General features: G+C 57.5%; 11 protein-coding genes. 8 read left to right on the top strand and 3 right to left on the bottom strand.

Going from position 1 to position 12,092, the window contains the following annotated elements; all coding sequences use genetic code 11:
• The 8 genes from AC2LB6_RS01800 to AC2LB6_RS01835 all read left to right on the top strand — a co-directional run bounded on the left by AC2LB6_RS01800 (nt 1) and on the right by AC2LB6_RS01835 (nt 8,108).
• Nucleotides 1-2,316, top strand: coding sequence for a molybdopterin-dependent oxidoreductase (locus AC2LB6_RS01800; RefSeq protein ID WP_490092171.1), 2,316 nt, complete (start codon nt 1-3; stop codon nt 2,314-2,316).
• A 131-nt stretch (nt 2,317-2,447) separates the two neighbouring features.
• Complete coding sequence (locus AC2LB6_RS01805; RefSeq protein WP_490092172.1) at nt 2,448-3,467, top strand: isopenicillin N synthase family dioxygenase; 1,020 nt, start codon at nt 2,448-2,450, stop codon at nt 3,465-3,467.
• Between the two features lie 22 nt (nt 3,468-3,489).
• Nucleotides 3,490-4,293, top strand: coding sequence for a MetQ/NlpA family ABC transporter substrate-binding protein (locus AC2LB6_RS01810; protein WP_490092304.1), 804 nt, complete (start codon nt 3,490-3,492; stop codon nt 4,291-4,293).
• The gene (locus AC2LB6_RS01815; RefSeq protein WP_490092173.1) at nt 4,286-5,074 is read left to right on the top strand and encodes a methionine ABC transporter ATP-binding protein; all 789 of its coding nucleotides are present in this window, start codon (nt 4,286-4,288) and stop codon (nt 5,072-5,074) included. The genes AC2LB6_RS01810 and AC2LB6_RS01815 overlap by 8 nt, the downstream gene beginning before the upstream one ends.
• Nucleotides 5,062-5,730 carry a methionine ABC transporter permease gene (locus AC2LB6_RS01820; RefSeq protein ID WP_022624728.1) on the top strand — a complete coding sequence of 223 codons (669 nt, stop codon included), beginning with the start codon at nt 5,062-5,064 and terminating at the stop codon, nt 5,728-5,730. The genes AC2LB6_RS01815 and AC2LB6_RS01820 overlap by 13 nt, the downstream gene beginning before the upstream one ends.
• Before the next feature lie 9 nt (nt 5,731-5,739).
• Complete coding sequence (locus tag AC2LB6_RS01825; RefSeq protein WP_490092174.1) at nt 5,740-6,810, top strand: iron-containing alcohol dehydrogenase family protein; 1,071 nt, start codon at nt 5,740-5,742, stop codon at nt 6,808-6,810.
• 97 nt (nt 6,811-6,907) lie between these two features.
• Nucleotides 6,908-7,498 carry an NAD(P)H-dependent oxidoreductase gene (locus AC2LB6_RS01830; RefSeq protein WP_490092175.1) on the top strand — a complete coding sequence of 197 codons (591 nt, stop codon included), beginning with the start codon at nt 6,908-6,910 and terminating at the stop codon, nt 7,496-7,498.
• Nucleotide 7,499: 1 nt separating this feature from the next.
• Nucleotides 7,500-8,108, top strand: coding sequence for a TetR/AcrR family transcriptional regulator (locus AC2LB6_RS01835; RefSeq protein WP_490092176.1), 609 nt, complete (start codon nt 7,500-7,502; stop codon nt 8,106-8,108).
• An 85-nt stretch (nt 8,109-8,193) separates the two neighbouring features.
• Here the strand turns inward: AC2LB6_RS01835 and malG are convergent, their stop codons facing one another.
• Genes malG through malE form a run of 3 tightly spaced genes read right to left on the bottom strand, consistent with a single transcriptional unit; the run spans nt 8,194 to nt 11,866 of the window.
• Nucleotides 8,194-9,084 carry a maltose ABC transporter permease MalG gene (malG, locus tag AC2LB6_RS01840; RefSeq protein WP_490092177.1) on the bottom strand — a complete coding sequence of 297 codons (891 nt, stop codon included), beginning with the start codon at nt 9,082-9,084 and terminating at the stop codon, nt 8,194-8,196.
• Nucleotides 9,085-9,093: 9 nt separating this feature from the next.
• A complete protein-coding gene (gene malF / locus AC2LB6_RS01845; RefSeq protein ID WP_490092178.1) occupies nt 9,094-10,620 on the bottom strand; it encodes a maltose ABC transporter permease MalF in 1,527 nt (508 codons plus the stop codon).
• A gap of 55 nt (nt 10,621-10,675) precedes the next feature.
• Complete coding sequence (gene malE, locus AC2LB6_RS01850; RefSeq protein WP_490092179.1) at nt 10,676-11,866, bottom strand: maltose/maltodextrin ABC transporter substrate-binding protein MalE; 1,191 nt, start codon at nt 11,864-11,866, stop codon at nt 10,676-10,678.
• Nucleotides 11,867-12,092 lie beyond the last annotated feature (226 nt).

Genomic DNA, 12,092 nt, shown 5'->3' on the forward strand with positions numbered 1-12,092 from the left:
ATGAAAAAGAATGATTTAGCTGTCATGCACTGGGGCACGTACCACGTCACCACCGAAGGGGGCACGCTGACCTCCGTCAGGCCGGTGGCGTGGGACCGAAATCCCTCTGCGATCGGGCAGTCGTTACCGGGCGCGGTGCAAAGCGAAACCCGGGTCAAAAATCCGGCTGTAAGGCTCGGTTATCTGCAAAACAGAAGCGCATCCCGCAATGGGCGCGGTAAAGAGCCGTTTGTGGAGGTGAGCTGGGATACTGCGTTGCAGTTGGTGGCGGATGAGATGGGTCGTGTAAAAACAGAGCACGGCAATGAGGCGATCTACGCGGGCTCTTATGGCTGGTCGAGTGCCGGACGTTTCCATCATGCCCAGAGCCAGCTTCATCGTTTTTTTAACCATTATGGCGGCTACACTGCCAGTACGAACACCTACAGCATTGCGGCCGGTGAACGCACTCTGCCGCACATCATCGGTAACCTCGATGAGTTACAACGTCACCATACCCACTGGCCGGTTCTGGCAGAGCATTGCGAACTGTTTGTGGCTATTGGGGGGTTGCCACTGCGCAATGCGCAGGTCAATGGCGGTGGGGCTAACGACCATGCGCTTTCTCATTGGTTAACCACGCTGCGGCAGAATGGCACCCGGTTTATCAACATCAGTCCGGTCAGAAACGATCTTGCTGGGGTGGCGGATGCGGAGTGGCTGGCGATACAGCCCGGCTCTGATACGGCGCTGTTACTGGCAATCGGACAGGTGTTAATTACTGAATCTCTCTATGACGCGCCCTTTATAGAACGGTACACGGTGGGCTTCGACCCCTATTCAGCATACCTGCTGGGTGAACGCGACGGGATAGTTAAAACGCCAGAATGGGCCGCACCAATTACCGGGCTGGCGGCCGAAGAGATCCGTGCGTTAGCACGGCAGATGGCGGCGCATAGAACGATGGTGAATATTGCCTGGTCAGTGCAGCGGGCTCGGCAGGGCGAGCAGGCTTTCTGGGCCACCGTTGCGACCACCGCTCTGTTGGGTCAGATCGGCACGCCCGGCGGCGGGCTGGGATTTGGTTACGCCTCAACCAATCTGGCCGGGGCCGCCCGGCGACAGTTTTCCGGGCCTCGTCTGCCCGCCGGTCATAATCCGGTGCAGCAGACGATTCCGGTGGCACGGATCGCCGACATGTTACTCAATCCCGGAGGGCACTATGAGTTTGATGGGCAACAGCGGGTCTATCCCGACATTCGGCTGGTCTACTGGGCGGGTGGCAATGTCTTTCATCACCATCAGGATATCAACAAGCTGATACGCGCCTGGCAGCGGCCGGACACCGTGATTGTCCATGAGCAGTTCTGGACGGCGCAGGCAAAATTTGCCGACATCGTGCTGCCTGCTACCACTTCCCTGGAGCGTGAAGATATCGGCAGCGCCAGCAACGACGGTTTTATCATCGCCATGCCGCAGCATCTGCCGCCGTTTGCAGCTGCAAAATCTGATTACGCAATTTTTGCCGCCCTGGCGCAGCGGCTCGGTTTTGCTGACACCTTTACGCAGGGACGTGATGAGCACCAATGGCTTCAGTCACTCTATGAAGAGTCCCTGCCACGCGCGGCAGCGCAGGGCATCGAACTGCCGCCATTTGAGGTGTTCTGGTCACAGGGAATGGTGGAGTATCCCGCGCCAGAGATGCCGCAGATCCTGCTAAAAGCGTTTCGTGATAACCCGGAGTCGGCTCCGCTCAGCACGCCGTCGGGAAAAATCGAGCTTTTTTCTCAGCAGGTGGCCGATTTCGGGTATGACGAAGCGCCTGGATTTGCCTGCTGGTATGCGCCGGAATACCAGGCGCAACAGCAGGAAAAGCAGCAGTGGCCGTTGCATCTGCTCTCCAGCCAGCCACGGACCCGGTTGCATAGTCAGTACGATCATGGACGGGTCAGCCGGGCCACCAAAATTGCCGGACGTGAGCCGCTCTGGATGCATCCTGAAGATGCTGCTGCGCGCGGCATTGGGGAGAACAGCATTGTAAAAGTTTTTAACGGGCGCGGCGCGCTGCTGGCCGGCGTGCATCTGACGCAGGATATCCTGCCAGGTGTCGTACAGATGTCGACCGGCGCCTGGTATGACCCGCTCGATCAGCAGGAGGGCCAGCCGCTGGATAAACATGGCAATCCCAATGTGCTGACCCAGGATTGCGGCAGTTCGCGACTCGGCCAGGGGTGTAGCGCGCAGACCTGTTTTGTCGAGATTGCGCTTTTTCAGCAGCCTTTACCTGAGATTACGGCATGGTTGCCCCCAGCATTTTTGGCGTGGAGCGCAGAGTAATCTGTGGGTTGACAGCCCGCGACATGGTGGGATATTCCCACCCGTCGCATATCCATAGCAGGATTAGTTAGTAGTTAAGGCATAAATGAAATGGCAGTGTAAGGCGATTCTATGCCAACAGAGTGTCAATCATGAGTGCGTTAACCACAGCAGAATTGCCGGTCATTGATTTCGCATTATTGTCAGGTAATCAACAGCAGCAGCAACAGGTGCTGGAAAAATTAAGCCAGGCCGCGCGTGATGTCGGTTTCTTTTATTTAATCAATCACGGCATTGAGCGTGAATTATTAGATGAGGTTCAGCACGTCGCGCGGAAATTTTTTGCCCTGCCACAGGCGGATAAATCCGCGGTGGCGATGGCTAACTCGCCTCATTTTCGCGGCTATAACCTGGCGGGCGTGGAAATAACCCGCAGCCAGCCCGACTATCGCGAGCAGTTTGATATTGGTGCGGAACGGGAAGCGCTGCCCGTTACCGCCGATTCACCCACCTGGCAACGGATGCAGGGGCCGAATCAGTGGCCTGAAGCCTTACCTGAACTGCAAACCGTGGTCACCCGCTGGCAGCAGCAGATGACGGCGGTGGCACTGGAGTTACTGCGCGCCTTTGCCGGGGCACTGAATTTGCCGCGCAACGCCTTCGATAACCTCTACGGCGACTATCCCAACGAACATATTAAACTGATCCGTTACCCGGGCCGCACCGAGGGCGAATCACGCCAGGGTGTTGGCGCGCATAAAGATTCAGGCTTCCTGACCATGTTATTGCAGGACGACCAGCCGGGCTTACAGGTTGAAGTGACACCTGACAACTGGATCGATGCGTCGCCGCTGCCGGGTGCCTTTGTGGTGAACATTGGTGAACTGCTGGAGCTGGCAACCAATGGTTACCTGCGCGCGACGGTGCATCGTGTGGTGTCGCCACCGCAGAGCAGCGAACGCTTATCTATCGCCTTTTTCCTTGGCGCGCAACTCGACGCCGTGGTGCCAATCTATCAACTGCCTCCTCAACTGGCTCAGCTGGCACAGGGACCGAGCAGCGATCCGCTTAACCCGCTGCTGCGCGAAGTGGGCTGGAACTACCTCAAGGGCCGGCTGCGTTCGCATCCGGAAGTCGCCCAGCGTTTCTATCCTGAACACAACACCCACTAATAACGATAAGAGATAAATGATGATGATTAAAAAGCGCTTTCTGGTTCTTGCCGGTCTTTCACTGCTGATTGCTCAAAGCTTACAGGCTGCACCGCTGCGCGTGGCGGCTGATCCGTTGCCGCATGCGGAAATCCTGGAGTATGTCAAAACCCTGGATCCAAAACTGGATATTAAAATTGTTGAGCTGAGCGGCGGCGTGAATGCCAATGAACTGCTGGCGTCGGGGGATGTGGATGCCAACTACTTCCAGCATCTGCCCTACTTAAAAGATCAGGAGAAAGCGCTGGGTAAAACCTTTGCGGTGGTTGCCAGCGTGCATATTGAGCCGCTGGGGATTTACTCGCGCAAGGTGAAATCGCTGGCGGCATTGCCAGAGGGGGCCAGCATTGCCGTGCCGAATAACACCACCAACCTGAGCCGTGCGCTGTGGCTGTTGCAGGACAAAGGGGTGATCAAACTCAACGCGCAGGGTGAAACGGGTTCGACGCTGGTGACGCCGAAAGATATCAGTGAAAACCCGAAGAAAATCAAGATCGTTGAGATTGAGTCGCCGCAGCTGCCACGCTCGCTGGATGATGTTGATGCCGCAATTATCAACGGCAACTACGCGCTGGAAGCAGGTCTGAACCCGGCGAAAGATGCGCTGGGTCTGGAGTCGGCGGCGCATAATCCTTACGCCAACCTGCTGGTAACGACGCCAGAACTGGCGAAAGATCCCCGCGTGTTACAGCTGGCGAAAGATCTGCGCTCGCCGCAGGTAGCGGAGTTTATCCGTAAAAATTATCAGGGCTCAGTGATTCCGGTCGCGGACCAGCAGCATGATTAAACTCAGTCATCTCAGCAAACAGTACCCTGGCGCCTCTGCGCCAGCGTTAGACGACATCTCACTTACCATCGAAGAGGGGACCATTTTTGGCATCCTGGGCCGGAGCGGAGCGGGCAAAAGTACACTATTGCGCTGTCTCAATCGGCTGGAGAGTCCCACAAGCGGCCTGATTGAAATCGACGGGCAGGATCTTGCCGCGATGAGCCTGGCGCAACTGCGTCAGCAGCGACAGCAGATGGGGATGATCTTCCAGCATTTCAATCTGCTGCATTCGCGCAACGTGCATGACAACGTCGATCTGGCGCTGGAGATTGCCGGTGTGCGAGCGGCTGAACGCCGTGAGCGGGTTGCATCGCTGCTGAAACTGGTGGGGCTGGCTTCCTTTGCAGCGGCCTGGCCATCGCAGCTATCTGGGGGACAGAAACAGCGCGTCGGCATCGCCCGCGCGCTCGCCGCCCGACCCCGTTATCTGCTGTGTGATGAGGCGACCAGCGCGCTGGATCCCGAAACCACCACCTCGATTCTCGATCTGCTAGCCGATATCCAGCAGCAGCTCAATATCACCATTGTATTAATCACTCATGAAATGGCGGTGGTAAAGCGGATTTGTGACGGGGCGGCGCTGCTTGAGAATGGCCAGCTGGTTGAGAGCGGGAGCCTGAGCCAGATCATGGGACGTGAAGAGGGACGCCTGCGCAAAATGCTGCTGAAGGATGGCGAAGCAGATCGGGCGTTTATCGAAAAATATCAGCGTGAGGCATTAACCCGATGCGTAGCATGAGTAGTGAGCGGTTCCAGGAACTGCTGCTGAATGCCACTGGCGAAACACTGTACATGGTGTTGCTGGCGGCACTTTTCACGGTCGCGATCGGGCTGCCGGTGGGTGTGCTGCTGTTTCTGACCCGGCCAAAAGGCATTCTGCCCAATCGCGCGATTTCACTGTTGCTGAATACGCTGGTAAATACCGGGCGCGCTTTGCCATTTGTGGTGCTGCTGATTGCCCTGATCCCCTTTACCCGCCTGCTGGTCGGCACCACGCTGGGCAGCACTGCCGCCATTGTGCCGATTACGCTGGGGGCATTTCCCTTCTTTGCCCGCATCGTGGAGAACGCGCTGGATGAGGTCGATCGCGGCCGCATAGAGGCGGTGGTATCAATGGGCGGCACCCTGTGGCATATCGTCAGTCGTGTGCTGCTACCGGAGGCGCTTCCCGCGTTGGTGGCGGGTGTAACCCTGACGATTGTGATGCTGATTGGCTTCTCGGCGATGGCAGGTGTGGTTGGCGGTGGCGGGCTGGGCGATCTGGCGATTCGCTACGGTTATCAGCGCTTCGATAACCAAATCATGGCGGCCACCATTGTGGTGCTGCTGGCGCTGGTAATGCTGATTCAGAAGCTCGGCGACCGGCTGGTGCGCTCGCTGGCTTATCGTCGATAAGGAGAAACGATGTTTCGCGTGATGTCGCCAAAAGGCTATCTGCAACGTCCAGGGCTGCGGGCCGACACAGGAGAAATTATCCGGCCGCTTGCCTCGCATATTCACATCCTCACCTCGCCGCGTGCCTGGCAGGCGGTGAATCCTGACATGAGCATAAGTCTTGAACAGGCGGGGATCCGCTGGCAACTCGACACCCTGACCGGTGAGTGTACCGATACGGCGATCGCTACCCTGCAAGAGCAGGTGCAGACGCATGGGGCTACCCTGATTCTGGCCGTCGGCGGCGGGAGGGTGCTGGACTGCGCCAAAGCGGTCAATGATGCGCTGCCGGATATCCGGCTGGTTAACTTCGCCACGCTGGCCGCCACCTGTGCCGCATGGTCTCCGCTGGCGATTATCTATGATGAGCTCGGCGGTCATCAGCGCAGCCAGCCACTGAATGCCATGCCGGAGCGGATTCTGGTGGACAGCGAGGTGATCGCCCGCAGCGAGGTACGCTATCTGCGAGCCGGGATCGTGGATGCGCTGGCCAAATGGTTTGAATTTGAGCCTTATCAGCGACAGACGCCGCACCAGTTGGCGCTGGATCTCAAAGTCGCCGCCGCCTGGCAGGCAGTGACAGTGCTGAAACGCTGGGGCGACACAGCGGTGGCCGATAACATCAGGCAGAAGGTCACCCCGGCACTGGAGAAAGTGATTGAAGCCAATATTGTGCTGGCGGGGCTGGCTAACAGTATTCAGGATGCGATGGCGACCCCCGGCTTTGCCCATATCATCCATGATCGCCTGACTCACCAGCCGGAGCTGCATCACTGGCTGCATGGTGAAAAGGTCGGCTTCAGCTTGCTGGTACAATCCTGGATTGAACAGCAGGGTAAGCAGGTGGAGCCTGAACTGCTGGCGCTGCTTCGCCGTTTCCACTCGCCTCTGACGCTGCCTGCGGCGATTAACGCTGACAGGGTGAGACAGATTGCGCAGCAGATCCATTTCCCCTCCGCCAGCCTGGCGCATCTTCCCTTTACGTTTGATCAGCATCTTCTGGAGCAGGCCTTGCTGGCCACGGCTACGTTTAAACAGTAAATGCGGTCAGCAAATTGAGCAGGCGTTGCTGCTTGCTAAGCTACCAATAGTAACTTACCTTTAGTAGCTTAATGGCTGACAAGGTAAGGTGACGACGATGCATGCATTAATAGTGACTTCCCACCCCAATCAGGACGCTCATACCCACCGCGTAGCGGACCAGCTGGCGCAGGGTATTATCGCGACAGGCCACCATACGGCTGAAAAGGCCGATCTGGCGGCTGAAGGATTTGATCCCCGTTTTACGCTTAGCGATCACCGACATTTTATCGGGCAGGGGGTGGCGACGCCTGATGTGCTGGCAGAACAGCAGCGGCTGGATCGTGCCGATGCGCTGGTGCTGGTTTATCCGGTTTACTGGTGGTCATTCCCGGCACAGCTCAAAGGCTGGATCGATCGGGTCTTCATCGCGGGCTGGGCCTTTGATGAGCAGGATGACCATATAGTGAAACGCCTCGGGCATCTTCCGGTGCACTTGATTGCGATTGGCGCGGCGGATACCCGAACCTTTCTGCGACGCGGCTATTTCGCCAGCATGCGGAATCAGATCGATCACGGCATCTTTGACTATTGCGGTGCACCGGTGGTGACCAGTGAACTGTTGCTTAGCGGCGATGAAGGTTATCCTGAGTCGCACTATCAGCTGGCGCAGCAACTGGGCCAGCATGTGTTCGCCCATCAGGAATAACATGACCGTTGAAAAAACACCCCGTAAGCGTCTGTCACGCGAAGCACGACGCAGGCAGTTGTCAGATGTCGCGTGGCAGATAATGCAAACCGAAGGCAGCGAGGCGCTGACCCTGGCCAGAGTCGGCGACGCGGCGGGGGTCAGTAAGCCGGTGGTTTATGACCATTTCACCACCCGTCATGGGCTACTGGCGGCATTGTATGACGATTTTGACTGCCGCCAGACCGAGCGAATGGAAGCGGCGATGAATGCCGCGCCGATGGCGATGCAACAAAAAGCGGAAGTGCTCGCGACCTGTTATGTTGACTGTGTGATGACAGAGGGGCGCGAAATTCCGGAGTTGCTGTCGGCGCTCAGCACTTCGCCGGAACTCGCCGTCGTCAAACGCCACTATCAGCTGGATTTTATCGCCCGCTGTCAGCGCTGGTTTGCGCCCTTCGCTGGCAGCCGCGGGATTCCCGAAGCAGGCATGTGGGGTGTACTGGGGGGCGCGGATGCCATCGCAGGCGCGGTGGCACGCGGCGATGTCACCAAACCGGAAGGAGAGCAGGCGATCACTGCTATGGTCGTGGCGCTGGTGGCAGGCAGCCGTGCGTCGGAATCGGATTAGCATAAAAAAGGCGGCCCTCAGGCCGCCGAATCATTCAACCACAACAGGCGTTGTGTAAGCAGTGGCAACGTACAATGATGATCGTCTAGCCTTTCACCCCGCCCGCGGTTAACCCGCTCACCAGCCAGCGCTGAGCCAGCAGGAACACCAGGGTAATCGGGATCGCGGAGAGCACTGCCGCGGCGGCGAAATCCCCCCATAAATAGTTCTGCGGATTGAGATACTGCTGCATCCCCACAGCCAGGGTGTAGCTGTTAACGTCGCGCAGCAGTAGCGACGCAACCGGCACTTCAGTGACCGCCGCGATAAACGCCAGAATAAACACTACCGCCAGAATCGGCACCGACAGCGGCAGCAGCACCAGCCGGAATGCCTGCCACGGCGTTGCGCCATCCAGCGCGGCGGCCTCTTCCAGTGATCCGTCAATCGTTTCGAAATAGCCTTTAATCGTCCAGACATGCAGCGCGATGCCGCCCATATAGGCGAAGATCACGCCACCATGGGTATTTAGCCCAATAAAGGGCAGATATTGACCCAGACGATCAAACAGCGCATAGAGCGCCACCAGCGACAGCACCGCCGGGAACATCTGGAAAATCAGCATCCCCTTCAGCAGGCTGGCACGACCGGTAAAGCGCATGCGGGCAAACGCATAGGCGCAGGTGGTCGAGAGCGCCACAATGCCCAGCGCACTGATGGCCGCAATCTTGATCGAGTTCCATAACCACAGCAGCACCGGGAAGGGGGGTGGTGTGACCCGACCATCCGCATGTTCCACGCTGAAACCCAGCGCCAGCCGCCAGTGCTCCCAGGAAATCTGATCCGGGATCAGGCTGCCGGTGGCGAAGTTACCGGCACGCAGGGAAATCGCGATCACCATCAGCAACGGGAAGAGAATCGCCGCGATAAATAGCAGCAGCAGCAGATGCGTGGTGAACAGACGCAGCCGTTGTGATTTGGGTTGTACCATAGCCATAACAACTCCTTAGTCGAACTTCATCCGCGAGGCTTTCAGGTTAATTACCGCCAGCGCACCCACCAGCAGGAAGATGAGCGTGGCAATCGCCGCTGCCAGACCAAAGTCCTGCCCGCCGCCGCCCTCAAAGGCGATACGCCAGGTGTAGTTCACCAGCAAATCGGTATAACCGGCTGGCGTGGTGGTGCCGAGACGATCCGGCCCGCCGTTGGTGAGTAACTGCACCAGCACAAAGTTATTAAAGTTGAAGGCAAAGCTGGCAATCATCAGTGGCATCAAAGGTTTCAGCAGCAGCGGCAGGGTAATCAGGAAGAAGTTCTGCAGCGGTCCCGCACCGTCCATCGCCGAGGCTTCATAAAGATCGTCCGGAATCGCTTTCAGCAGTCCCATGCAGAGGATCATCATGTAGGGATAGCCGAGCCAGGTATTCACGATAATCAGCATGGTGCGCGCCAGCGTCGGATCGCTGAACCAGGCGGGCTTCACGCCAAAGAGCGCGCTGAGCATCACGTTGATCTCACCAAAACTCTGGTTAAACAGCCCTTTGAAAATCAAAATTGAGATAAACGCCGGAACGGCATAAGGCAGAATCAGCATCACGCGATAAATTGCTTTGCCGCGAAGCGCCTCCCACTGCACCAGACAGGCCAGCACCATGCCTACGGCTACGGTCAGCACCACGGTGATCAGCGAGAAGAGCAGCGTCCAGCCAAATATCGCCAGGAACGGCTTCTGAATCCCTTCGTCGGTAAACACCCGCACAAAGTTTTTCCAGCCGGTATTCACGGTAAAACCAGGGCTTAACGTTTCGTTGTCCCACTTATTGTCCGCGTTCACGGCCTGATAGAAGCCTGTCTGCGGATTGGCGCGGTAATGTGTGCCGCTTTGCTGGTTAATCAACTCATCCTGCGCGCCTACCCGATAGAGTGGCTGGGTGCCGGAGAACTGACGCAGCGAACTCATCCGTAACTGACGCCCATCCGGCAGTTCAGCACGGATCTGGCTCAGCGCCTGACGGTTGGTGGTGATGACTCTTAAGGTCGCCCGTTCGCCAGCGGGTGGCGTCGCAGGGGCCATTTTCAGCGTCTGTTCCGGACCAAACTGAAACGGCGGCGAGACAAAGTCTGCTTTGCCATCGTTCAGCACCAGCTGCCAGCGATCGCCAGCTGGAAACAGTGAGAAACTAACCGCTTCTCCCGACTGGAAGGTGCGACCCAGCAGCACCTGCTGCGCCCGCTCAAAGGTGAGCTGGTTGGTGCTGCTGTAGTTGGTAAAGGCGATAGCGATGGTGCAGGCGAGGGGGAACAGCACAAACAGCGCCATTCCAGCCACGCCGGGATAGACATAACGCCACGCATAGGCGCGTCGATTTGCAAAAATCCACAGCCCGGTCGCACTGAGGATGAGCGTCAGCAGCGCAAACAGATATTCGCCCTGCGCATACATCAGCACCAGCAGATAGCCGACCAGCAGACAGCAGATCCCGATCAGAACGCTTTTTAGCAGCAGACTGCGCGTTTTCGGTTTTCCTGACATGATGCGGTTTTCCTTAACGGTCACTCAAGCCGGGGATGACCCCGGCATAGAAGTATTACTTCTTCAGACGGGCCTGGGCATCTTTCAATGCGGCGTCAACGCTTTGACGACCGCCCAGTGCATTCAGGGTAGCGGTGCGCATCGCGTACCAGAACGCCGCCATCTGCGGGATATTTGGCATGATGTCGCCCTGTTTAGCATTGCTCATGGTAGCGGCGATACGCGGATCCTTTTCCAGCGTCTGCTGGTAAGATTTCAGCGCCACGGCACCCAGCGGCTTGTCTTTGTTAACCGTTTCCAGTCCGGAATCGGTCAGCAGATAGTTCTCCAGGAACTCTTTCGCCAGCTCTTTGTTAGGACTGGCTGCGTTGATCCCGGCGCTCAGCACGCCGACAAAGGCTTTCGATGGTTTGCCGTTCAGTGTTGGCAGTTCAGTGACGCCGTAGTCGATGCCGCTCTTGTCGAGGTTGCCCCACGCCCACGGACCATTAATGGTCATGGCGGTTTCGCCTTTGTTAAAGGCAGCCTCAGCAATGGAGTAATCGGTGTCGGCATTCATCGTTTTGGCTTTAACCTGATCGACCAGGAACTGCATGCCCGCCTTCGCCCCAGCGTTATCGACGCCAACATCCTTCACGTCATAATGACCGTCGGTGAGCTTAAAGGCGTAAGCCCCGCCTGCGGCCAGCAGTGGCCAGGTGAAATAGGGCTCCTGCAGGTTAAACATGATGGCGCTTTTGCCTTTGGCGCGCAGTTGCTTGTCGAGTCCGGCAATCTCTTCCCAGGTTTTCGGCGGGTTCGGCAACAGTTTTTTGTTGTAAATCAGTGACAGCGACTCAACCGAAATCGGATAGCCAATCAGCTTGCCGTCGAAGCGTACCGCGTCCCATGTGAACGGGAAGATTTTCTCGCGGAAGCTGGCGTCCGGCGTCACCTCAGCCAGCAGGCCCGACTGCGCGTAGCCGCCAAAACGGTCATGTGCCCAGAAGATAATGTCCGGGCCATCGCCTGTCGCCGCGACCTGCGGATACTTCTCTTCCATTTTGTCAGGATGTTCGACCGTGACTTTAATGCCGGTCTCCTTCTCAAATTTCTTACCCACTTCGGCAAGGCCGTTGTAGCCCTTGTCACCGTTAATCCAGATGACCAGTTTACCTTCCTCAATTTTTGCCATCGCGCTTGCTGAAAAGAGCACAGCAGAAAGGGCAGAAAGGGCCAGAATTCTTGCTCCGGTTTTCATCGTCATAAATCCATCCTGTTAGCGGAAGTGGTGAATGCTCTGTCGGCATCATTGTGCGTATCCACACCGGCATCTCATCCTCCTCCGCTCTACGCCCCAGGAGCAATCGCTGTGATCGCGCTGGCAAAAAGCACCTGAAGCGGGCGCTTACGCGGCAAAAAATCCCTCGGGTCTGCGTTAGCGATCACAAAAAAGGCCGGCAGCGCGCGGGCCGGGGCGTCAGCCCGCATTT

Source organism: Pantoea sp. RCC30.1 (assembly GCF_058148845.1).